22 protein-coding genes and 1 pseudogene are annotated in these 22,567 nt (G+C 43.2%); 10 read left to right on the top strand and 13 right to left on the bottom strand.

The features are described 5' to 3' along the window. Position 1 precedes the first annotated feature (1 nt). Genes KO533_RS06570 through KO533_RS06555 form a run of 4 tightly spaced genes read left to right on the top strand, consistent with a single transcriptional unit; the run spans position 2 to position 3,788 of the window. A complete protein-coding gene (locus KO533_RS06570; RefSeq protein WP_219253373.1) occupies positions 2-784 on the top strand; it encodes a glycosyltransferase family A protein in 783 nt (260 codons plus the stop codon). A gap of 15 nt (positions 785-799) precedes the next feature. After that, complete coding sequence (locus KO533_RS06565; protein WP_168824397.1) at positions 800-1,555, top strand: glycosyltransferase; 756 nt, start codon at positions 800-802, stop codon at positions 1,553-1,555. A 19-nt stretch (positions 1,556-1,574) separates the two neighbouring features. Further along, on the top strand, positions 1,575-2,741 hold the full coding sequence (locus KO533_RS06560; protein WP_168824395.1) for a nucleotide sugar dehydrogenase: 1,167 nt from the start codon (positions 1,575-1,577) through the stop codon (positions 2,739-2,741). 36 nt (positions 2,742-2,777) lie between these two features. After that, on the top strand, positions 2,778-3,788 hold the full coding sequence (locus KO533_RS06555) for an NAD-dependent epimerase (protein ID WP_219253372.1): 1,011 nt from the start codon (positions 2,778-2,780) through the stop codon (positions 3,786-3,788). 343 nt (positions 3,789-4,131) lie between these two features. On the opposite strand, the gene KO533_RS06550 is transcribed toward KO533_RS06555, so the two are convergent. Together KO533_RS06550 and KO533_RS06545 are read right to left on the bottom strand one after the other, a co-directional pair. Further along, the gene (locus KO533_RS06550; protein WP_251073370.1) at positions 4,132-4,839 is read right to left on the bottom strand and encodes a HutD family protein; all 708 of its coding nucleotides are present in this window, start codon (positions 4,837-4,839) and stop codon (positions 4,132-4,134) included. A gap of 196 nt (positions 4,840-5,035) precedes the next feature. Continuing rightward, a complete protein-coding gene (locus KO533_RS06545) occupies positions 5,036-5,488 on the bottom strand; it encodes a copper resistance protein NlpE (RefSeq protein ID WP_219253370.1) in 453 nt (150 codons plus the stop codon). Positions 5,489-5,747: 259 nt separating this feature from the next. Between KO533_RS06545 and KO533_RS06540 the strand changes: the two genes are divergently transcribed. From KO533_RS06540 to KO533_RS06520, 5 genes and pseudogenes are all read left to right on the top strand, one after another. Continuing rightward, positions 5,748-7,289: a DUF3369 domain-containing protein gene (locus KO533_RS06540; RefSeq protein WP_219253367.1), complete on the top strand. Its 1,542-nt coding sequence runs from the start codon at positions 5,748-5,750 to the stop codon at positions 7,287-7,289. Then, positions 7,286-8,656: a GAF domain-containing sensor histidine kinase gene (locus KO533_RS06535; protein WP_113940967.1), complete on the top strand. Its 1,371-nt coding sequence runs from the start codon at positions 7,286-7,288 to the stop codon at positions 8,654-8,656. Before KO533_RS06540 ends, KO533_RS06535 begins: the two co-directional genes overlap by 4 nt. Before the next feature lie 217 nt (positions 8,657-8,873). Beyond that, positions 8,874-9,032: pseudogene (locus tag KO533_RS06530) on the top strand (sugar phosphate nucleotidyltransferase); the annotation flags it as partial. A 53-nt stretch (positions 9,033-9,085) separates the two neighbouring features. After that, on the top strand, positions 9,086-9,625 hold the full coding sequence (gene rfbC, locus KO533_RS06525) for a dTDP-4-dehydrorhamnose 3,5-epimerase (RefSeq protein WP_219253366.1): 540 nt from the start codon (positions 9,086-9,088) through the stop codon (positions 9,623-9,625). Positions 9,626-9,658: 33 nt separating this feature from the next. Then, positions 9,659-10,753 (top strand): NADH:flavin oxidoreductase/NADH oxidase, encoded by a 1,095-nt coding sequence (locus KO533_RS06520; protein ID WP_219253364.1) that lies wholly within the window; start codon positions 9,659-9,661, stop codon positions 10,751-10,753. A gap of 108 nt (positions 10,754-10,861) precedes the next feature. Here KO533_RS06520 and KO533_RS06515 read toward each other — a convergent pair whose 3' ends face one another. The 6 genes from KO533_RS06515 to panB form a co-directional block, all read right to left on the bottom strand. Next, on the bottom strand, positions 10,862-13,207 hold the full coding sequence (locus tag KO533_RS06515) for a YjbH domain-containing protein (RefSeq protein ID WP_219253362.1): 2,346 nt from the start codon (positions 13,205-13,207) through the stop codon (positions 10,862-10,864). Further along, positions 13,207-13,992, bottom strand: a complete 786-nt coding sequence (locus KO533_RS06510; RefSeq protein WP_219253360.1) for a capsule biosynthesis GfcC family protein — start codon at positions 13,990-13,992, stop codon at positions 13,207-13,209. The genes KO533_RS06515 and KO533_RS06510 overlap by 1 nt, the downstream gene beginning before the upstream one ends. A 10-nt stretch (positions 13,993-14,002) precedes the next feature. Next, positions 14,003-14,713 carry a YjbF family lipoprotein gene (locus KO533_RS06505; protein ID WP_219253359.1) on the bottom strand — a complete coding sequence of 237 codons (711 nt, stop codon included), beginning with the start codon at positions 14,711-14,713 and terminating at the stop codon, positions 14,003-14,005. A gap of 145 nt (positions 14,714-14,858) precedes the next feature. Then, entirely contained in the window at positions 14,859-15,098 is a 240-nt protein-coding gene (locus KO533_RS06500) for a hypothetical protein (protein WP_219253358.1), read from the bottom strand. Between the two features lie 182 nt (positions 15,099-15,280). Continuing rightward, positions 15,281-16,405: a patatin-like phospholipase family protein gene (locus KO533_RS06495; protein ID WP_028761134.1), complete on the bottom strand. Its 1,125-nt coding sequence runs from the start codon at positions 16,403-16,405 to the stop codon at positions 15,281-15,283. Positions 16,406-16,541: 136 nt separating this feature from the next. Then, positions 16,542-17,384, bottom strand: coding sequence for a 3-methyl-2-oxobutanoate hydroxymethyltransferase (gene panB / locus KO533_RS06490; protein ID WP_219253357.1), 843 nt, complete (start codon positions 17,382-17,384; stop codon positions 16,542-16,544). A gap of 186 nt (positions 17,385-17,570) precedes the next feature. Here panB and KO533_RS06485 point away from each other — a divergent pair, with 186 nt between their 5' ends. Then, positions 17,571-18,452, top strand: a complete 882-nt coding sequence (locus KO533_RS06485) for a helix-turn-helix transcriptional regulator (RefSeq protein ID WP_113941013.1) — start codon at positions 17,571-17,573, stop codon at positions 18,450-18,452. A gap of 140 nt (positions 18,453-18,592) precedes the next feature. Here KO533_RS06485 and KO533_RS06480 read toward each other — a convergent pair whose 3' ends face one another. The 5 genes from KO533_RS06480 to rcsF form a co-directional block, all read right to left on the bottom strand. Then, the gene (locus tag KO533_RS06480; RefSeq protein WP_219253356.1) at positions 18,593-20,308 is read right to left on the bottom strand and encodes a proline--tRNA ligase; all 1,716 of its coding nucleotides are present in this window, start codon (positions 20,306-20,308) and stop codon (positions 18,593-18,595) included. A gap of 61 nt (positions 20,309-20,369) precedes the next feature. Next, on the bottom strand, positions 20,370-20,555 hold the full coding sequence (locus tag KO533_RS06475; protein ID WP_219253355.1) for a hypothetical protein: 186 nt from the start codon (positions 20,553-20,555) through the stop codon (positions 20,370-20,372). A 15-nt stretch (positions 20,556-20,570) separates the two neighbouring features. Beyond that, entirely contained in the window at positions 20,571-21,200 is a 630-nt protein-coding gene (locus KO533_RS06470; RefSeq protein ID WP_219253354.1) for an acyltransferase, read from the bottom strand. Next, positions 21,201-21,935, bottom strand: a complete 735-nt coding sequence (gene tsaA, locus KO533_RS06465; protein WP_219253353.1) for a tRNA (N6-threonylcarbamoyladenosine(37)-N6)-methyltransferase TrmO — start codon at positions 21,933-21,935, stop codon at positions 21,201-21,203. A gap of 192 nt (positions 21,936-22,127) precedes the next feature. Further along, positions 22,128-22,508, bottom strand: coding sequence for an Rcs stress response system protein RcsF (gene rcsF, locus KO533_RS06460; RefSeq protein ID WP_105252035.1), 381 nt, complete (start codon positions 22,506-22,508; stop codon positions 22,128-22,130). Positions 22,509-22,567 lie beyond the last annotated feature (59 nt).

The following is a 22,567-nucleotide window of genomic DNA, read 5'->3' as shown; positions in this document are numbered from 1 at the left end:
TATGATTTTAGAGATGCTTTATGCCACTTGTGGTGAACGTATTTTTGAACTGTTAGACAATATTCCGGAACCTAATCCTCGATTGAAAATTTTAATTGTTCATCAAATTAACTCTCAAAATGAGAGTGTTGAACATTTTTTTAGTGAAAGAGATGATGTTCGATATTTTTCAATGTTTGAAAAGGGCGTTACTAAAAGTAGAAATTTTGCTCTAACACATGCAATTGGTGACATTGTTTTATTTTGTGATGATGATGTTGTATACACAAATTTTGTTGAGCAGTTAATCCAAATCTATGAAGTTAATCCATCTGTTAGTGGTGTAACTCTGAGTTATTCAACTCCTGCATTTGGTGTCTTGCCTAAATTTAAAAAAGTATCTTTTATTCATACTTTAAGCACTATATTGAGTATCGGGACTATTGAGGTTTCTGTGAGACTTTCTAGTGTTAGGAGTGCTGGAGCAACTTTTCCAGAGGATCTCGGTGCTGGAACTAAGTTTTTTTGTTGTGATGAACCAGTGTTTTTAAGTAAATTGATTAAATTTGGTTCCAAAATCATCTATTTTCCTTTAACTATTGGTCTACATCCCGATGTCTCTAGTGGTCTTGGCTTGAATAGCTATCCTGCTCTATTCTCTAGGTTAATAGCATTTAGATATATTTATGGTTACCTGTTTGGTACATTAGTTTTTTATGCTTTCTGCTTAAAAAACTTCCATAAGTTATCCCCTAGGTTATTATTTTTCTCCTTGTTTTCAATCTTTATATTTAACCCTCAATAGTGCAAGCGAGGTTTTATGTTATTTGACAGACCTTCAGATGAGCCCTTAGTTTCCATCATAATGCCTGGTTATAATAGTTCATCCTTTATTGAAGACTCGATTAGATCTGTTTTGAATCAAAGTTATTTGAATTGGGAGTTACTATTTGTTGATGATGGTTCTACAGACGGTACTTTAGAATTTGTTAAATCTTTTAATGATAAGAGGATCAAAGTATTTAGTCTAGGGTATAATTCAGGATCTCCTACCGAACCTAGAAATTTTGCTATTGCAGAAGCAAAAGGTAAATATATTGCTTTCCTTGATGCTGATGATACCTGGGAGCCCAATAAGCTGGATTTACAATTACATGCAATGACTACAAGCAATGTTTTAGCCTCACATGGTTATTACTATAGAGTACGTAATAGTACTATTATTGGTGTTGTTGAATCCCCTTCGTTAGTTACTTATAATATGATGTTGAAATCTAATAGAATAGGTAATTTAACAGGTATATATAATTGTCATGTTTTAGGTAAGTTTTATCAAAAAAATATTGGGCATGAAGATTTTGCTATGTGGCTTTCAATTTTATCTAAAACTAACTCCATCGGTGTTATGACTCCTATTGCAAAATATCAAGTTTCTGAATCTAGTATTTCATCCAATAAGTTTAAGGCTAGTATGTGGCACTACGAAATTCTTAGGAATGAAGCTGGGTTGTCATTTTTTAAAGCTTCCTTTTTTTATGTTTTTTACCTTTTTTATGCTGTTGCAAAACGGTTTTGATTTCAGGGTTATAAGTTAAATGAAAATAGCTATAGCGGGAACAGGGTATGTTGGTTTATCAAATGCAATGCTGTTAGCGCAGCATAATGAAATTATTGCTGTTGATATTATTGAAGAGAAAGTAGCTTTACTTAATAAAGGTGTATCACCCATTGTAGATACTGAGATAAGTAGTTTTTTAGCCAATAAATTACTAAATTTTACTGCTACATTGGATAAAGTCTTAGCTTATCAAGATGCTGAGTTTGTAATCATTGCTACGCCAACCGATTACGATCCTAAAACCAATTACTTTAATACATCTTCTGTTGAATCAGTGATTCAGGATGTATTGACGATAAACCCCAATGCTGTAATGGTGATAAAATCAACTGTGCCAGTGGGTTTTACCGTGAAGATTAAACAAAAGTATCATTGCGATAATATCTTTTTTTCGCCAGAGTTTTTGAGAGAGGGGAAAGCGCTCCATGATAATTTGCATCCATCACGGATTATTGTGGGGGAGCGTAGCGAACGTGCAGAAGTCTTTGCTAATTTATTAGTGCAAGGAGCGATAAAAAAAGATATTCAGGTATTATTTACCGATTCGACTGAAGCTGAAGCGGTAAAATTATTCTCAAATACCTACCTTGCTATGCGAGTTGCCTATTTTAATGAACTTGATACTTATGCAGAGACTCATGGCTTAAATTCAAAGCAAATTATTGAGGGAGTGTGTTTGGATCCGCGTATCGGTGACCATTACAATAACCCCTCTTTTGGTTATGGTGGCTATTGTTTACCTAAAGATACAAAACAATTACGGGCTAATTATGCCGATGTACCTAACAGCATTATTGGTGCGATTGTGGATTCTAATACGACGCGTAAAGACTTTATCGCTGAGTCCATTTTAAGTCGCGATCCTAAAGTAGTGGGTATTTATCGTCTTATCATGAAGTCGGGTTCTGATAATTTTCGTGCTTCGAGTATTCAAGGGATTATGAAGCGCTTAAAGGCTAAGGGCATAGAAGTCATTGTTTATGAACCTGTATTAAAAGAGGCTGAATTTTACCACTCCCGTGTGGTGACAGATCTAGCTGAATTTAAAGTTATGGCTGATGTTATTGTGTCGAATCGCATGGCTAAAGAGCTTGCGGATGTTGTTGGCAAAGTTTACACCCGTGATTTATTCGGTAGCGATTAATTTTGTTGAGTTAAGTGCTGAATTTAGGATGTAAAAATGAAATATTTAGTGACAGGTGCGGCAGGTTTTATTGGAGCGAAGGTTTGTGAAAGGTTGCTGAGTTGCGGCCACTCTGTTACTGGTATTGATAACTTAAATGACTATTATGATGTTTCTCTGAAATTAGCTCGGTTAGCACTTATCGTGAGTGATACTTCATTTACATTCATTAAGTTGGATATAGCGGACCGTGACCTTGTTTCGCGTTTATTTATTAATGAGCGTTTTGATCGGGTTATACATTTAGCGGCGCAGGCTGGTGTTCGTTATTCAATTGAAAATCCAATGGCCTATGCAGATAGTAACTTAGTGGGTCATCTTAGTATTTTAGAAGGGTGCCGACATACAAAAGTACAGCATTTAATTTATGCTTCATCCAGCTCAGTTTACGGCCTAAATGAAAAAACACCATTTTCAACCGCTGATTCTGTTGATCATCCTGTATCCCTATATGCGGCGACCAAAAAGTCTAATGAGCTAATGGCACATAGTTATTCGCACTTATACAATATGCCTACCACTGGCTTGCGATTTTTTACTGTGTATGGCCCTTGGGGGCGACCTGATATGGCGCCCTTTATTTTCACTAAGAAAATACTAGAAGGTCAACCAATTGATATTAATAATAACGGTGATATGTGGCGTGATTTTACCCATGTTGACGATATTGTTGAAGGGGTTATGCGTATCGCGGATGTGATACCTAGGCGTAATGACCATTGGAAGGTTGAAACTGGTACGCCCGCTGGCAGCTCTGCTCCTTATAAAGTGTATAATATCGGCCATGGAAGCCCGATTAATTTGATGGATTTTATTCAAGAGATTGAAAGGGCGTTAGGTAGGGAGGCCATTAAAAATTATAGAGAAATGCAGGCTGGTGATGTTTATAAAACCTATGCCGATACAGCGGACCTGTTCACTGCAACTGGCTATAAAGCTAAAGTTAGCGTTCGAGAAGGTGTTCAGAGTGTCGTTGATTGGTATCGTACTTACTACAAAGTGAGTTAACTTTGTTAGAGCTAATATAGATGTACACGCTTTTATGATGGCCGAATTTTTTAGATTCGGCTTTTTGTTTTTCTAACCTTTTACTTTTTGGGTTAGCGATATGTGAATACGCATTACCAGTGGAGCCTGCTTTATCGGTTCTGCCTTGGTCCTTATGCTGATTGGTCAAACGACGTTACAGACAGACCTGGGCATGATGTGCGTTATGCCATTGATGCGAGCAAGATCCATGGCAACCATTAGAGTCCTTCGATTCTGGGCTCCGAAAAACCGTCGAGTGGATAGTGGCTCGGTATTTTAACGCGCAAATTGAGTAATATTGGAGATTAACCTGTAAATATTGCTATAGGGGACTGGCAGTAATAGATACTTTAAGTAGTCTACTTGGTCTTGTTGTTTTTAACCTTATACCATCAGCTTGTTGGAAAACGAGAATATCATAGGGCATGATCTTGATAAGCTTGCTATTGTGCTCCCATGTCATGGTATCTAAACAGCAAAGTATTTGGATGATAGGGACGTAAGCTTTAGTTTTTTGCAGTTCATTTTTGGGGTTGTTTGAGGTTGCAATCTGTTCTTCGATAAATATGTCATCAAAGCTAAGCCTTTGCGTATGCGCTTTAAATGCGCCGCGTTTGGTCATGACATTGAAATCAATAACATTACTGCCTAATAATTGACTTGTTATTGAGGTTTCACCAGCAAAGCCGAATGGGCTATCTGTGGGTGTGAGTCGCTTATACTCAGTTGTATCTGTATTTCCTGATATCTTTTCTCCAGCTCCAAGGCTATTTATCTGTTTTGTCCCTTCATGACTCTTGATGCTGAGTTCAACACCATCGCCTTCCAGAATGACCAGTTGCCTGTCTATGCCAATAAATGAGGAAAAGGGGCCGTTGCTGCTAATACTTGCAATGCTGATCCGATAATCAAATTCAGTAAGTTCGGCATTGATGGGGGAAATGAGCAGCTGTTTTGTGCTTCCACCACCATTTTTCCATGGCGTTGATGGGCAATCTTGATAGCGGATCAGTTGTATGCTGTTATTCAAAATAACCTCTTTATTGGTTAAGAAGGTTTGTTTCGCCTTTTTTAGCTTCGCAACTTCTAAAGCATGGCTTTGCGATTGCAGAACATTTCAGCGTGACTTACGGATAACGGTACGGGTGCTTTGCTCTTACGGTCAGTGCAGCGTTCCGTTATCCATAATCTAAAACTGCAGCTGAGTGCTAGCTGCCAGATCTGCTTTATAGACCTTTCTTTTTCAACACATAATTTGCAGCAAGTTCGCCGGTGATCCGTTTGCCTTCAGTGTCTAACATGATCAACTGATTTTCACCGACCAAATATTGTGTACCATCTTCTAGGGTGATTTTCTGGCCCAGTTCGTCCCATGTTATTTTACCTATTAGTTTTAAAATCTTTTCATCTTTACCTAAATAAACTGTTTCTTGAACAAAGCTATTATCAGCTTGCAAAGTGATTAGGGTTTGCATTCCTTCACAACTGGCGCAAGGCAATACGCCTTCATAACTACCTGCCCAATCGAGAGAGTTCTGGCTGGTATCACCTACTGGGACGGATTTTGCCGCTTCTGTTTGAGCTTGGGCTGTATTGACTGCCGTTTCTTCTTTTGGGGCTTCTGAGCAAGCCGTGGTGAATAAAGCCAGTAGTGCGATGTAACATAGTGTTTTTTTCATAGTAGCTCCAATAGAAATTTGGGGAATTATGCATTAAGTGCACTCATCATACCCGCCAATACTAGGTTAGGCTAATTTTTGCCATTTCTATTTTTATAACAATAACTTAAGTTGTTTTTGTGTGGGTTTTAAGTGGCCAGTATGTTAGTTGTTAGTCCTAAGCGGTAATCAACGGGACGATAATTTATCCTTTGAAACTAGTCACTTTCAAGATTGAATCTATACTAAAACGTAACTATTCATCGTAAACGGTGGTTTTGTGGCGTTATTTAAGAAAAGTGCTGATGTTATCGAAGATACATCCCATAAGCCTAAACAAGGCATTTGGAAGGTGGCCATTATTGATGATGAACCTGGGATCCATGATGTCACTCGATTTGCGTTAAAAAATCTGACCTTAGATAATCGAGTCTTGCAGTTCTACTCCTGTTACAGCGCTGCTGAAGGTTTAACATTATTTCAAACTGAATCAGATATTGCCTTGGCCTTTATTGATGTCGTCATGGAAACCGATCATGCAGGCTTAGAGCTAGTACAAAAAATTCGCACTGAATTAAATAACCACAGTACCCGCATCATTTTACGTACGGGTCAGCCGGGGCAAGCACCTGAAGAGCAAGTTATTCGGGATTTTGACATTAACGATTATAAAGCTAAAACAGAGCTCACCGCGGCTCGGCTTAAGTCTTGTGTGTACACCTCATTGCGCTCCTATCGCGATATAAAAATTATCGAGCAAAGCCAAAAGGGGATGGAGAAAGTGATTGCTGCTTCCACCTCTGTACTTAAGAGCCATACATTGCATAACTTTGGTAGTGCAGTGCTCGAACAGACCTTGCAACTGCTCAATCTTGAAAGCTCGGCTCTTTATCTCACGAGTTATCATCAAGACCTTTACCTCGATACTCAAATGAATCTGCTGGCCGCCACGGGAGATATGATCAGTTACTTTGAAGGTGGAAGCGTTGAGACTCTGCCTGGGGATGTGCGGGAACATATTATTGAAGCGATAGCGCTAAAAACCTCGCTGATCCGTGACAATATTTATGTTGGATTTTATGAGCTTAGTGGCCATGTCACCAGTATTCTCTATTTACAACACAACACTAAGTTAACGGATTTTCAAGTCAGCATTCTTGAGCTATTTGCAGCAAATGTAAGCTTAACCTTTGAGAACTTGTCGGGCCGCGAAAATGTGCAGCAGACACAAAGGGAGCTAATTTTAATCATAGGAGATGCCATTGAGCAGCGCAGTAAGGAGACTGGAGCCCATGTGCGCCGCGTAGCGCGCATGACAGAAATGCTCGCGATTGCCATTGGTATGAAGGCAGACTTTATCGAAACTATTCGTTATGCGGCGCCTCTTCATGATGTAGGCAAAATCGGTATCCCTGAGAGTATTTTACATAAGCCCGGCAAACTCGACGCCGAGGAATGGGCGATTATGCAAACCCACGCAGAGAAGGGTTATAACCTGTTGGTTGGTTCAAATCGTATCATTGCCAAAATGGGCGCTAGAATTGCTTATACTCACCATGAACGTTGGGATGGGCAAGGTTATCCCCGTGGGCTATCGCAGGAAGACATTCCTATTGAAGGTCGCCTGATGGCGATTATTGATGTGATTGATGCTTTGCTTTCCAAGCGAAGTTACAAAGAGGCATGGTCTGTTGAGGCGGTGCGCGAGTACATCTTAGCACAATCGGGTAAACAGTTTGATCCCATGTTATGTGAAGCTAGCCTTGATTTGTTAGATGTGTTTGCCTCCCTACATATTCATATTCCGGACGAGCCGCTATGACCCGAATGCTTGATCGAATTTTATTTGATGTCAGTAAGTCTCAGGTTATTGATGAGGGTGATCTCATTCAAGCATCACAACTTATCGTGAGCTCAATTTGTAAGGGATTACTGATCTCTCGGGCGGGCATTTGGTTGTTGAGTCCGGATAATCAGAGCATCACTTGTTATTATTCACTCGACAATCAGCAACCACAAGAAGCGTTAGTGCTCACTCGCGCGCAGTTTCCCCATTACTTTAGCCTGCTCGACAATGAGCGCACAATTGTCGCCAATAAGGCGCAAACGGATCCCGCCACTAAAGAATTTGTCGAAACCTATCTTAAACCGAATCAGATCAGCTCTTTGTTGGATAGTCCTATTCGTCACCACGGCAAAATGGTGGGGATTATTTGTTCTGAACATCAGGGCGAGGCTAGGGAATGGACTCGGGATGAGAAGGCTTTTGCCTCGGCACTCGCCGACCTTTTTGGTCGAGCCATGAGTGCTAAAGAGATTATTGAATATCAACAACAGCTCAAGCTCATTAATACCGATCTTGAGCATCAAGTTGAGCTGCGTACCGCAGAGCTTGAAACGGCATTATCGACTTTAAAATCAACCCAAAAGCACTTAATTGAAAATGAAAAAATGGCGGCCTTAGGCAGCTTAGTTGCTGGTGTTGCCCATGAAGTGAACACCCCCCTTGGCATAGCTGTCACATCCGTGACCCATTGTTTGGATGAGTTATCCCTATTGAAAGGACTCTTTGAGAAAAACGAGCTCGATGAGGATAAATTTGTCAGCTTTATCAATACTATGCAGGATGGTTTATGCTTAATTGAGCGTAATCTTTCCCGTGCTGCAGAACTGGTGCATAACTTCAAGCGCACTGCTGCAGACCAATCGATACTGGAACGCGAGCGCTTTAATCTGAAGAATTATATTTTTCAGATATTTAGTTCATTAAAACCCTTGATGCGTAAGAAAAATATTACTTTAAAAGTTGAACTTGACGATAATATTTTTATTGATTCTTATCCTGGTGCGATCGCACAAATTTTCACTAACTTAGTCGCTAACAGTTTTCGCCATGCTTTTCCCGATGATTTTGTCGGTGATAAGCAAATTGTGATAGTAGTTGAAAAAATGGCTTCGCAGATCAAGATGATTTATGAAGATAATGGCGTAGGCATGTCCGATGAAGTGAAAGCCAAAGCATTTGAGCCTTTTTTCACCACCGCAAGGCAGAGTGGCGGAACAGGTTTGGGAATGTCGATTATTTATAATCTGATCACCCAAAAACTGAATGGTAATGTGTCACTCTTCTCTGCGCCTAATCAGGGGTTACGTATTGAGATGCTGATCCCTGAAAGTAGTAAGGGTTGAGATAGGTTAGTGTCTTCTTATATGTTACATAAAGTAAAAGACGAATTTAAATCTTACTGAACCAAAATGGTATTTAGCTTTTGCGGTTTAATATTCTGTAGCGTTGTTTTTCTTGCATTAACAGCCAACAGCCCTGTTATCCATTCTTCCTGCTCGCGACATTTTGTATGCTACAATCTTGGCACTTCAACATGGCTTATCAATCCTAAATATTTCAATGAGAAAAGGCATTTTACTGGCGGGCGGTACTGGCTCGCGTCTTTATCCTATGACACAGGTTGTCTGTAAGCAATTACTGCCCATTTATGATAAACCAATGATTTATTACCCTTTGGTCACTCTTATGCAAGCTGAGATTCGGGATATATTGATCCTTTTTATACCCTACTATTTCGCTGTTTCGCGAATGACTCTATAAGCAGGTATTGGATGAAATATAGCGAAACAGAATTAGCCGAAGTATTGGTGTTTGAACCCCAAGTATTTGGTGATAAGCGTGGTTTTTTTAAGGAAACGTTCAGGCAATCCTATTTTGATGCTTGTTTTACTGCAAGAGGACTTGAGCCTCCCGTATTTGTGCAGGAAAACCAGAGTCGTTCGCAATACAATGTACTACGTGGATTGCATTTTCAACAGCGTAAGCCACAAGGTAAATTGGTGCGGGTCTGTGCTGGGAGCATTTTTGATGTTGCTGTTGATATACGGGCCGACTCGGCCACCTATGGAAAATGGGTTGGGCGAGTGCTATCGGCAGAGAATCATCTGCAAATGTGGATCCCACCAGGCTTTGCGCACGGTTTTTATGTCCTCAGTGATTATGCTGATGTTATTTATCAATGTACCCAATATTATGATCCTGAAGATGAAAGCGTTTTAGCTTGGAACAGTGCTGAGTTTGCCATTGATTGGCCATTAATTGCCGCACCGATTTTATCCACCAGAGATAGCATCGCCAGTACACCCTCATAAAGCCAATCACTGCTTGTATTAAAAGGAACGACAATGAGTTTATTATTTTCGCCTTTAACCTTAGGTCTACTCGAGTTAGCCAACCGCATTATCATCGCGCCTATGTGTCAGTATTCAGCAGAAAACGGCCAAGCAACCGATTGGCATACGATTCATTTAGGGAGCATGGCGTTATCGGGTGCGGGAATGCTCATTTTAGAGGCTACCGCTGTTCTGCCCAATGGCCGAATTTCCTATGCAGATTTAGGCCTATGGGATGACAAAACGGAGGCTGCTTTAGATAAAACCCTCAAATCTATTCGCAAGTATTCAAGTATGCCAATGGCGATACAACTCGCCCATGCGGGGCGTAAAGCATCAACTCGAAAACCTTGGGAAGGTGGCGGCACTATTGCACCCGATGAACATAATGGTTGGCAGACGATAGCGCCTTCCGCGCAGGCTTTTAGCGAAGGCACAGCATTACCGAGTGCAATGACATTGGATGAAATTGATGAGCTTATATTGGCATTTGTCAGTTCGGCGCAACGTGCCGAACGATTAGGGCTTGATGCGATTGAACTCCATGCTGCTCACGGTTATTTACTTCATCAATTTTTATCCCCATTATCGAATCAACGCATTGACCAATATGGTGGCAGTTTAGAAAATCGTTTGAGTTTATTGTTGGCCGTGTTCGATGCAATTAAAACAGTGATATCGCCTAAGATGGCACTCGGTGTGCGGATTTCGGCAACCGATTGGGTTGATGGCGGTTGGGATTTAACCCAAAGCCTAGTATTGGCAAAAGCATTAGAGGCCCGAGGCTGTGATTTTATCCATGTGAGTACAGGTGGATTAAGTCCATTACAACAAATTCCTGTTGCAGAACACTTTCAAGTGCCTTTTGCCGAAGCCATTAAAGCTGAGGTAAACACACCTGTGATTGCCGTGGGATTAATTACGGATGCCAATAAAGCAGAAACGATTCTGGCACACGGGCAGGCTGATGCTATTGCACTTGCTCGCACTATGCTCTATGACCCACATTGGCCTTGGCATGCGGCAGCAATATTAGGTGCAACTGTGAAAGCGCCGCCACAGTACTTACGTTCATCGCCACATGGGATTAAATCGCCAATAAAGTAGTGAGCTAATTTTGCAGTGCAAATTTTACTATTGTAAGTTAGTCCTAATGGCAGAAAACAAAACGGGCAAGAATTATCTTGCCCGTTTTGAGGTTTTACTGCGTACTAATTATTTAATGGGATCAACACTGGGTCTGGTATACCAAGGCGCACGTGCATCAGTCACATCGAACAAGTTATACTTACGGCCAAGCATTTGACCGCCGTCGCGGGTCAACGGCATCCATGATAGGAAAGCACGACTATGGGTAGACTTAACCGTCATTAGATCGAATGGGATTGAAATATAGAATCCCTTGGTAAAGCTTCCCTCACCGTATTCATCTGCCGATAGATTAGTTTTAGTCGCAAATGCGCCGACGATAACACCACTATCAAACTGTTTAGAGAAATCAACCGTCACGCCTTTATCTTCGGTGAGATATTGTCCAGCACTGACTCTGAGTAAGGTATTAGGAAACCACTCAGGTTGGTAATAAGCCGTTGCATGTCCAGTCACTACGCCAGTCTGAACTCGATAGGCACGATTGGTCAGCGGGTCAAATTGATTTTCATCCTTAAAGAACCCAAACATGCTATCGGGATCTCGCTGTTTAGCATAGTTAACATCGAACCCAAAGGCCCACTGACTATTAAGTGGGCGATATAGAAACTCAGTACCAACACCGCCATACATCATCTCTAAATAGCCACCATAGGCTTGATAGGAAATATTATCGCTAAGATTGTCCATCCAAGTGAGTTGCAGGTTATTAACTCTCACTGGGTTATCGTGAACATATTGACGGATTAAGGTTCTTACGCGTTTTAAGTCGGTGCCGTCTGGTGGCACGTCATATAAAAACTTATCGTAGTTATCGTATAAATTAAGGTAGAGAGAACCGCCAAATTCGAAGTTATCGGTAAATCGATAGTTGGCACTACCTGTAACACCGATATTAAACATGTAGAAGCTTTCTGAACCACCGAAGGATTGCACCATAGTCGGTGAAATATCAAAGCCAAGCTTGTCTAACCAATTTTTGTCTGAGTGTGTGACTAGTTGGCCTTGAGGTAATGAAGGGACACTGACTTGACTTGCGTCTGTAATCTTCGCATTCAGATAGCCAAAACTTGCTACTTGCGCAAATTTTTCCGCATCAATACGAGTTTCGGTAATTGGCTGGCTATAGTGAGTTTCAATCAAGCGATACTCTTTGATTCGAGTTAGATCGCTACTGTTGGCGAGTATGGTTGCCGCCCTTTGATGGGCTTCATTTCTATCTCGAAACTTAGTTTGCTCACCAACGACAGTGATGCTGTCAGAGTCGAGGTAAATTTTAGGATTGTTATAGCCTGCAATGGATTGTAGATCCTGTGCTACTTTCGACCAGTTAATTGCTGTTTCTAACATGCCCTCTTGTGGCTGCATTAAATGAACGTCAGCGATTTCTGTTGCGGTATCTAAGGTGGCGCTGGCTATTGCAGGCGTTTGTTCAGAAGAATTAACACTATCTAATGGCGTATTGGTTGTTTGCACATGTGTTAACGGTGCCGCAGGAATTGGCTTATATTTCGCTGCAGCAGGATCGCGTTTAATCTGTGTTAACTCATTAAAATTCGTTTGTAGGCTAAAACCAAGCGTCCAAGTGTTTCCGCGCTCATAGCTTAAATGCAGATCTCCCCAATCTCCGAACCGATATAATAGGCCATAGTTAAATTTGCTGTCCTGTGGCATAGCAATACCGCCGCGAACAACAGGAAAATCGGATTGGTAGTCGTTACCATCGTACTCGACTTTGACGCGTAGTGGGTCCCAAGGCGTTTGATATTCGACACCGCCGAAGAGGGCCGCGCAACCTTTAAACCAACGTTGATAATCAACTGTGCCGCCTGTACCACCTACGGAAGTATCTCGATCACAGTTATAGTTGAGATCTTTTTTATCCGATGTCAGGTTGCCGCTATTACCGATATATCCCCAGCCAATACCTAAGGTGAAATCTAACGGCCCAACTCGTTTAGTCGCCGCAATAAACTCAGCATCGAATAATCCGGTGCCACCAAAGTCGCGGACACCAATCGAGGTTTCTGGTAGCCAGTTGCTTTCTTCAAGTAGACGGACTTTAAAGTCTATGCCCTTATCCGTGTATTTTGTGTTTCCACTAAAACTGGGGTCGCTACTATAGAGTAAGTCTTGTACTTGGGTATAACGAACTGTGGTTTCAAACCAAGGGAAAAGTTGTACAGAGGCCGTAAAGTGTTGGTATTCGTCGTTATAGTTAGTGGCAAAATTAAACTCGCCTTCAGGTGCCATACGCCCCGTTGGCATCTGCATTAAACCAACACCGCCAAAATCTGATTGCGAGGCTAAGAGTGTGGGATAGCTAAATTCATCGGCAGTCGCATGTAATAGTGGCAAAAGTGCCAAAGATAGTGCGGATAGACGACCTAAAGAATGGAGAGAGTTTTTCATTACAGAGCCCGATTCCTGAGTAATTCAATCATGTTTTCATTCAAACTCGTGTCGTCACCAAAGCCGCTTGAAAACTCAACGTAAAGTGTTGACCCAGGTGCAATATCCTGAGTCTGATGGTTCCAATAGGCGATAGGTTGTTTTATTGCCTGTCCATCGGGTTGAATTATCCATATAAAACTAGTCTCAGCATTATCTAGTATGCCTGCTTGCTTAAGGTAATCTTTGCTACTTAGTTTATTCTGCCATGTAAAACTCCCCGTTTGAGCCACTGCACCAAGTACGGTGATGGTTGTTGGGCGAGGCGGTAAAACTAATAGAAAACGACCATTAATCAGCGCATTATACGAATCATTAATTCGAATAACATCAACATCCAGTGGTTGTATTACACGTTGTCCAAGTTTTAAGTTGCGAATGAATTGTGCAAGTTTAGCTAGCTTGGCGATGTAAGCACTGTCGTCTTTAGCTTCGCCCATTTTGGATAGTAGGGTTAAGACTTGCTGGCGTTTAGTCTCTAATACGGCGGCATTCTCAATATCGAGTAATGCTGCACCTAACCAATAAATAGGCACGACTTCATTTTGATTGGTTTTATTATATTTTGGAAGTTGGACTAATCCATCTTGTACTATTTGCTCAATTCGCACAGCTGTAGGATAGTTCAGTTGAACCTGAGCATCTTGATTTGTTGATGTGCTGATGAATAGCTGAGTTTCAGCCTGAACAGTTGTCGTTAATACTGAACTAAGTACAAGTGCCAATGGCGCTATGTAATATCTCATAATGGTTCCACTAGGATGCAAATGGCTTAAGTAAAGTGATATCAATAAAAGGTAGATTTGGTGCTATCTTCTGGCGACTTTTAATGACGTGTCCATTATCCGGCTTTAACCAAAATTCATTTTGATACTGGATATTCAGGCCTTCCACTGATACTCGCTCACTGTAATGCAGTGCTTGAGTTGGCGTATCGTTGATGAGTATCTCTTCCTCGGCAATAAAAGCAAACTGCGAGTTAATCTTATATCCATAATGGTATCCTGGCTGCCAATCAATAGTTCGAGTCCAAGTTTTAGGGGTACTGCTTAAATGCAAACCTAAGAGAATAGGATCGGGTTCAGAGCTTTCTATTGCGGCTAAATTGCCAGTAAGTAGACTTTGAGTTTTTACTAAACGTCCGTTCACTGTCACTAACATAGCGTTATCCGCGGAGAGCCATTTTAGCTCAATTACTTCTGGTACGGGTCTGACTGGAGTGAGAGTTTGTTTCGGTTCCGCAAAGGCTAAAACAACAAATGCTTGGGGTGTGTCATCAATCTTGACATAAATGCTGGCATAGGGATTGGCTTTCACTTGCTCGGTTGTGAGCTTAATATCGCTATCTCCAATGAAAGCCAATTTTATCGTATCGTTGAGGGCGCTAATTCGTTGACTACAGCCAGAAATTCCCATTAATGCAATGGAGGCTGTGAGTAGTGATAGTAGTTTTTTATTTATACGCATCCGAGTTGCTTATTCTCAATAGTCATAAATATCAAATGTAGAGAGAGGTGAGTCTTATTTCAAGAAATGGAGCAATTCCTACTCTCTAGAGAAACAAAAAAAACAACCGCCAGTAGGCGGTTGTTTGATAGCTATATCAGACTGATTAGTTGCCAGTACCAGTGGTAGTGTTAGTACCTGTACTCGTGATTGGGTTGCCATCAGAGCTGTTAGAGATTGCAATAGCACCGGCAATAGCCGCACCAGCAGCAACAGAACCAGCAACGATTAAACCAGTGCTGTTAGCCGCTGCGTTAGTGCCTGCTGCTTCGCCTTCTACTGCATTTGCAGCCATAGAGCTGAATGCTGTGATTGCAACGATAAGTGCTAGTGAAGTTTTTTTCATCGTGATTCCCTTTTTGAAAAAATGTGCATGATTTTTTGATAATCTAGTACAGCATAGTAAGCGATGCAAACAAAATTATCAATGTTAAATCCATCTTCTTCCTCATGCGAAAGTTTGAATTTCGGCACTAATATTATCCATTTTGCATGATTTTTAGTGAAGAAACTGATTAAGTCGTTAGCTTATTTTAAGCAAAAGAAATCTTTAAGTTCATCGATTTTTTCCATGGCATCTTTATAGCCTAAGTCGATTAAAGCGCTGGTATACGTTTTTTCGAAGAGTAGGTAGGACACAATACTTGAGTCTGATTGCCTGTCTATACCGATGAAGCCGAGTAAGGTTTTAACGGCCCATGGCATGTCATCATAGAAGCGGGCAGCAATTTTGCTGAGATCTTCGCTAGGTTTGATGACTAGGGCCTTAATCGGATGCAAGGCGAGTTTGTTACGGCTTGACTCAGGAATCAGGCTTAAAGTGTTATTGATCCTTTCTAGTCTCTCAAGGTCGCTATTTAAGGTATCTGAAAAGATGGTATCGAGCAGATGACCCGCTATGGTTGCTGTTTTTGGGTGATATTCTAGTTCCATCGGAAAGTGCTTGTGCGGGCTCTCTAAGTTAATGACTAAGAGTTTTTCTGCGCCTAAATGAATAGGGCTTGAGAGCGGTGCTAGCTGATGGACTGAACCATCACCATAATAGGCTTGGTTGAGTTTTATGGATGGAAATACCATAGGGATTGCTGAACTGGCGAGTAGGTGCTCGGTATTGAGCATGATACGTTCGCCACTGCGACGGGCACGGGTCCAGTTTTCGATTTCTTTCGCGGCTTGGAAAAAGGTCACTGAGCGAGAGTTATTATAACAAGAGGCATCCACACTCAGTGCCGTCAGTGAGCCATTACGGATATTACGGTCGATACGTTTAAAGTCGATAAGCTCATTGAGTAAGCCTCTTAGCGGATCATTATCGAGCAGACTGCCTGCATCGGTATTGACCTTATCATCTTGCATGCCTTTGAGGGCCATTTTCGTTAGATGGCTGAGAACGCCTGTGATCGAAGCTCGGTAGACTTTTCGAGTTTCAAAATGACGCCAAACCCATTCGAGTTTTCTGACGCCAAGGTGAAAGCAAGAGGCATGGGTCGCGATAGCGGTGCCATTGATGGCACCCGCAGAGGTTCCGCAAATAATTTTAAAGGGAATACCATGATTGCGTGGATAAAGCTGGACCAGTGCTTTTAACACGCCGACTTGGTAGGCCGCCCTAGCGCCGCCACCGCCTAAGACTAATGCAGTTGATGTAGGCAATCTTCAGACTCAATTTATTGTTTTAATAGTTTTATTAAAGCAACGCCCCCCTATAAAAAGCAAGTCGGTAGACTCAATTAGTTGTAAATTTCGATTTATCGTTTATTCGATTGTTGGAACATTTCGCTTTAGACAATTACTCCGCAGTAACCTTAGTCGTTTTGCTGAGGCCAAAGCAATGCTCCGATGTTGGAAACTCACCCGTCCTCACTTCTTGGGCATATTGGGCGCAGGCCTTAGTGATCAATGGTCCTAAGTCGATATAGCGTTTAGCAAATTTAGGCGTGTAGTCAGAAAATAAGCCTAAGATATCCTCAGTCACGAGCACTTGACCATCGCAGGCGGGTGAGGCGCCAATGCCTATGACTGGGATTGAGACTCCTGCCGTCACTGTGCGCGCCGCGAGCTCGGATGTGCCTTCAATCAGTATGCTAAAAGCGCCTGCTTGCTCAAAGTCTTTCGCTAAACTAACGAGGGCTTCGATGGCGGCAGCATCTCTTGCTTGGGTTTTAAATCCACCCAATTGATTCACGTGTTGCGGCATTAATCCTATGTGTGGCATTACAGGGATCCCTCGCTGGGTTAAAAAACGAGTGGTGTCGAGCATCTCTGCGCCACCCTCGAGTTTTACCGCCTGCGCGCCTGTGCGTATTAATACTTGGCTGGCATGTTTGAAGGCTTGCTGAGGCGATTCTTGATAACTCCCAAAGGGCATATCGATAATAACGCAGGCATGTGCTGCGCCGCGAGTGACAGCAAGACCATGATTAATCATCATTTCCAAGGTGACCCCGAGTGTAGAGTCTTGCCCATAAACCACCATGCCGACGGAGTCGCCGACGATAATCATATCCACATGGGGATCGATAAGTTCCGCCATCGGTTTTTCATAGGCGGTGAGAGCAACTATGGGGGTTTTACCTTTCATTTTTTGTAATGTAACGGGCGTTACGCGATTTTTATCCATGTGGATACTCATGTCATCTCCAATTTATTCAGTCTGATATGACATGTTAGCGTTTGCTGCTTTGGCTTGAGCTCGATAGATTGACTTAATGTCTAGATAAAAAGACACTTATTTACAAAAGGTGCTTCTAAACAAAGAGGCGCTTCTATACGGAAGAGGCTCGATAATACGAAAAGAAGCTTCGATATAAAAATCACCTTGGGCGATAACACCTTGAATCAAGTCACTGACACGCATTTATCCCAGCAGCATATTACTCAGCACACGCAGGTCGCGCCTTCACGTTTAGCCGCCGCAGGGCTAAGTGCCTCCATCATGTTGCTTAAGCGAACACTCAAGCCGTTTGAACATGTGCAGCGCCATAGTCATTCTTGGGGACAGGTCATTTATGCCAGTCAAGGTGTGTTGAGTGTGATCACGCCTGCTGGGCGTTACATTGTGCCGCCTGAGCAAGCGGTGTGGGTGCCTCCCTTTGTCGATCATGAGGTTATCGCGCTAGGTCAGGTGCAATTGAGTAGTCTGTATTTGGATGAAACCCGGATAGGCGGGTTTCCACCCGACTGTACTTGTTTGAGTGTGAAGCCTGTTTTGCAGTTATTACTGCAAGAGGCTAATGCCTTAGTGAAGAGTGAGGCTGGGCTAATTGATCCCGATTTTAAGGATAGCGTCATGCGGCTCTTGCTGGTGATCCGTGACTTTATGGTACTCGCCCCTAAGGTCGCCTTGGATTTACCTTATCCTAGGGATAAAAAATTACTGCGCATTACCGAGGCTTTGCTTGCCAATCCAAGTGAGCAACGTACTTTGGTGGATTGGCAGCGGGAGGTCGGTGCCTCGGCCCGCACGTTAGCGAGATTATTTAAACAGCAAACAGGGCTGAGTTATAGCCAATGGTTGCAAAGGCTTAGATTGCAGGTGGCGATTCAAATGCTCAGCCGAGGTGAATCTGTGCTCACTACAGCGTTATCCTTAGGTTATGCCTCGGGTTCAGCCTTTGGTTATATGTTTAGGCAGTTGATGGGCGTCGCTCCGAGTCAGTACCTGTTAGCGCAAAATACCTTGCCCAAAATACAGCGGTAAACAGCCGCATATAAAAAGTCATGTTGCGAGCCAATGTGAACGATGAAGGTCAATAAAAAGTCCAATAAAAAACGCACTTAAGCTGGGCTCAAGTGCGTTTCGTTTTTGATCTTCAGCTTGTCTACATTTCGCGTTGAGGCTTAGCCTTTAACTGCGTTTTTCAGGAAGTCGAGCAGTTGATCGAATGGAATATCTTGTTTTTCACCGGTACGGCGGTTTTTGTATTCAAATACGCCAGCATCGATATTGCGATCGCCAATCACCACAGTGTGTGGGATACCAATCAGTTCCATATCGGCGAACATCACGCCTGGACGCTCTTTACGATCATCCAATAACACTTCGATACCCGCTTCGTTTAAGTCTTTGTATAACTGCTCGGCGATATCGGTTACGCGGTGCGACTTGTGCATGTTCATAGGCAGAATGCCTACGCTAAATGGCGCAATCGCTTCTGGCCAAATGATGCCACGGTCATCGAAGTTTTGTTCGATGGCTGCTGCCACAATACGGCTCACGCCGACACCGTAACAACCCATCAGTAGCACCTGTGACTTGCCATTTTCGTCAAGTACAGTCGCGTTCATCGATTTAGAATAGTTAGTGCCCAGTTGGAAAATATGGCCCACTTCGATACCGCGTGCCATAGCATAAGTGCCTGAACCATCAGGTGTTGGCTCGCCTTCGACTACGTTACGGATGTCGGCAACTTGCGCTGTCGGCAGATCGCGTTCCCAGTTGATACCAAAATAATGTTTATCATCAACGTTAGCACCGGCGGCAAAATCGCTCATTACGCTAACACTGTGATCGATAACGATAGGGATTTTAAGGCCGATAGGGCCAAGTGAACCTGGACCTGCGCCAATGGCGTCACGGATCAGCGCTTCTGGCGCCATTTCCAATGGTGATGCGACTAAGTCTAACTTGTCAGCCTTGACTTCGTTGAGTTCATGGTCGCCACGAACAATCAGTGCCACTAAAGGCGTCGCTTCTGTCGCACCCATTACGATCAAGGTTTTGACCGTTTTGGTGATATCCAAACCAAACTGCTCAACTAATTCCGCAATGGTCTTCGCATTTGGGGTATCGACTAAACGCAATGCTTCAGTGGCTGCGCCGCGTGGTTCGGTTGGCATAGGTGATTCGGCTTTCTCAATGTTAGCCGCATAATCGCTGCCCGTTGAGTAAGCAATTAAATCTTCACCGCTTTGTGCTAGAACATGGAACTCGTGTGACATGCTGCCACCGATTGAACCCGTATCAGCTAAAACTGGGCGGAAAGCTAAGCCCATGCGCGATAGAATGTTGCTATAGGCTGTGTACATAGCCTCATAGGTTTCATTCATGGTATCGACGTCAAGGTGGAAAGAGTAGGCGTCTTTCATCAAGAATTCGCGTGAGCGCATCATGCCAAAACGTGGACGAACTTCGTCACGGAATTTGGTTTGAATTTGGTAAAGGTTCAGCGGTAATTGCTTATATGAGCTGACTTCTTTACGAATGAGATCTGTGATCACTTCTTCGTGGGTTGGCCCCAGTACGAAGTCGCGATTGTGACGATCTTTAAAGCGTAACAGCTCGGGACCAAACTTTTCCCAACGACCCGTTTCTACCCACAAGTCTGCCGGTTGCACCATAGGCATTAGAATTTCAATTGCACCGGCTTTGTTCATTTCTTCACGAACAATGGCTTCGACTTTGCGCAGTACACGTAAGCCCGTGGGGAGGTAGCTATAAAGGCCCGACGCATTACGACGGATCATGCCCGCACGTAACATTAATTGATGACTAATGACCTCTGCGTTGGCAGGAGTTTCTTTCTGTGTTGATAGCAGGTACTTGCTGACGCGCATTACCGATGTCCAAATTTGAGTTGAATGGTCGCCATTTTATCACCTGCTTTGGTGATGTCACCTAGGGATTTAGGTTAAATTCAACTAGCTGGGAGATAAATAGCATTTTTTGATGCTGGATAACGGATAACGGATAACGGATAACGGATAACGGATAACGGATAACGGATAACGGATAACGGATAACGGATAACGCAAGGAAGAGCGCTGCGCTATTATAGAGTGACTTCGTCACTGCTAGTATCAAGATAATCCTTACTGCTTACTTATCCCGTCTATCACCAATCACTTTGGCGGGGTTGCCTGCCACTATCGCCCAGTCGGGCACATCTTTCGTCACTATGCTGCCCATACCCACCACAGCGTGATCGCCAATGGTCACACCATCGACTATGCCTGCCTGAGCGCCAATCCACACATCTTGGCCAATAACAATGCCTTTGGAGTTGGCGGCTTGTTGATATATGGGCGTATCTGGCGCCATGCCATGGTTAAAGGCGTAAAGGGTGACATTATTGGCGATGCGGGTTTGATTGCCTATCTGAATCCCGACCCTGCCGCCATCGAAGGAGCAGCCATGATTAATCGCCACTTCGTCCCCTAGTCTGATAGGCCCATGTAAGAAACAGTCGGCGGCGATCATGCAGCGATTACCCATGCGGATATCACGATTGGGTTCGGCGAATAACTGCGCCTCGGGGGCGATAAAACAGTGCTCGCCGATAGTTACCGTTTCGAGGGCACAAAGTTTTGCTTGAATATCGTCTTGCCAAGGTTTGGCCCAGATTAAATGTTTCTCTTTTAAAGAAAAATACAGCCACGGCATCCAAGAGAGCCGCTTTTTATGCTGGCTTTGATAATCAGGTTTTGATGTAGGCGTTGGCGCGGACATTTAGCCACATTTCCCCGGTTTGAGTTCCAATACCAAGATGTATTCTTGGTCATTGTCATCGACCGCCATTTGCCAGAACACATCTAAATCATAGAGGGCGACTTGATATAACTTAGGATCGTCCTTGGCTTTTTTGTAGGCGGGGCGCGGATCTTGCCCCAGCACACCGCGGATAAGCAGAGCTAAATCTGTGTAGGTTTCCTGCAGGGCGTAACGCTCAATCTGTGTCTTGGCATGGTCAGAATACACCACTGAAATCAGTTTAGGCGCGTCTTGGGCAATGCCACCCACAGCATCGGTAATAGAATCTGAGAAAGGAATGTATGGCTTAATATCAATAATCGGCGTGCCATCAAGCAGATCCATACCGGAAATTTCGAGGCACACTTTGCCCTTGCGCTGTACTACGCCGTGCAGTTTCACCACAGATTGGCCTATACCATTGGGGCGAAAAGTGGAGCGAGTGGCGAACACGCCGAGTTTTTCATTGCCGCCTAAACGCGGCGGGCGCACTGTGGTTTTCCAACCTTGGGCAAGATTCTCATGGAAGCAAAACAGTAACCAGAGATGTGAATATTGCTCTATGCCACGCACCGCATCGATATGATTCACATGGGGTTCGAGTTCGACATAACCGCGCGCTTCAACAAGTCCGGGTTGTCTTGGAATGCCAAATTTTTGTTTATAGGGCGTGCGGCATGTTGCCACTGCGATAATTTGGTTGGTAAATGTCATGCAAAAAATTACCTAAAGGGTAAGTATAACAACCGCCTAAGCTCATTATTCTAAGCTAATCATTAAGGCCCATCTTTGTGTGCTAATAATGCAGCATTGGTCATGAAGCGTTAGCCATTAAGCGGTTTATAGGGGCAATCTTAGAACACTATAGGATCACGCCGCGAGCAGTATGCTTAATATGCGTGAGGCTTACTCTGTTGTAGCCGTTTTTACTGCTTGACCAACGCATAGTGCGCGGCTGATACAACCTTGGGCAGCTTCTTCAAATATGACACATTGCTTGATGATAATGCCGTTAGCTCCTTTATCTGCCGCATTGCGACGGGCTTCGGTTCTGGCATCGGCAAGTGACGCGGGCGCGCCGTTGGTATCGGCCTGACAGGACTCACCTTCGACCAATCCTTTTAACTCATAATGACCTTTAGGCAAGGTATCACCTTCATAAAGGATGACATCGGATGCCTTGAAATAGTCATTAATCGCCTCACTGTCCAAATTACTGTTAAAACTGTAGTCGCTTGCACAGGCACTGAGCAGGAGCACTAATGCACTTGAGAGGATAATTTTCATGGTTTGACCTGAGGTTGAGGAGAAAACTGCGCAGCCTTGGTAGGCTGCGCTGATGCGAT

The organism is Shewanella sp. NKUCC05_KAH, from assembly GCF_019345585.1.
GTDB classification, from domain to species: Bacteria; Pseudomonadota; Gammaproteobacteria; order Enterobacterales; family Shewanellaceae; genus Shewanella; species Shewanella oncorhynchi.
The sequence above is the reverse complement of the archived record's forward strand: the minus strand, read 5'-3'. Positions and strand labels throughout refer to the sequence as shown.

Coding starts and splice junctions, on each gene's coding strand:
- KO533_RS06570 (WP_219253373.1), top strand. CDS start 2: ATGATTTTAGAGATGCTTTATGCCACTTGTGGTGAACGTATTTTTGAA.
- KO533_RS06565 (WP_168824397.1), top strand. CDS start 800: ATGTTATTTGACAGACCTTCAGATGAGCCCTTAGTTTCCATCATAATG.
- KO533_RS06560 (WP_168824395.1), top strand. CDS start 1,575: ATGAAAATAGCTATAGCGGGAACAGGGTATGTTGGTTTATCAAATGCA.
- KO533_RS06555 (WP_219253372.1), top strand. CDS start 2,778: ATGAAATATTTAGTGACAGGTGCGGCAGGTTTTATTGGAGCGAAGGTT.
- KO533_RS06545 (WP_219253370.1), bottom strand. CDS start 5,488: ATGAAAAAAACACTATGTTACATCGCACTACTGGCTTTATTCACCACG.
- KO533_RS06535 (WP_113940967.1), top strand. CDS start 7,286: ATGACCCGAATGCTTGATCGAATTTTATTTGATGTCAGTAAGTCTCAG.
- rfbC (WP_219253366.1), top strand. CDS start 9,086: ATGAAATATAGCGAAACAGAATTAGCCGAAGTATTGGTGTTTGAACCC.
- KO533_RS06520 (WP_219253364.1), top strand. CDS start 9,659: ATGAGTTTATTATTTTCGCCTTTAACCTTAGGTCTACTCGAGTTAGCC.
- KO533_RS06515 (WP_219253362.1), bottom strand. CDS start 13,207: ATGAAAAACTCTCTCCATTCTTTAGGTCGTCTATCCGCACTATCTTTG.
- KO533_RS06510 (WP_219253360.1), bottom strand. CDS start 13,992: ATGAGATATTACATAGCGCCATTGGCACTTGTACTTAGTTCAGTATTA.
- KO533_RS06505 (WP_219253359.1), bottom strand. CDS start 14,713: ATGCGTATAAATAAAAAACTACTATCACTACTCACAGCCTCCATTGCA.
- KO533_RS06500 (WP_219253358.1), bottom strand. CDS start 15,098: ATGAAAAAAACTTCACTAGCACTTATCGTTGCAATCACAGCATTCAGC.
- panB (WP_219253357.1), bottom strand. CDS start 17,384: ATGAGTATCCACATGGATAAAAATCGCGTAACGCCCGTTACATTACAA.
- KO533_RS06480 (WP_219253356.1), bottom strand. CDS start 20,308: ATGCGCGTCAGCAAGTACCTGCTATCAACACAGAAAGAAACTCCTGCC.
- KO533_RS06470 (WP_219253354.1), bottom strand. CDS start 21,200: ATGTCCGCGCCAACGCCTACATCAAAACCTGATTATCAAAGCCAGCAT.
- tsaA (WP_219253353.1), bottom strand. CDS start 21,935: ATGACATTTACCAACCAAATTATCGCAGTGGCAACATGCCGCACGCCC.
- rcsF (WP_105252035.1), bottom strand. CDS start 22,508: ATGAAAATTATCCTCTCAAGTGCATTAGTGCTCCTGCTCAGTGCCTGT.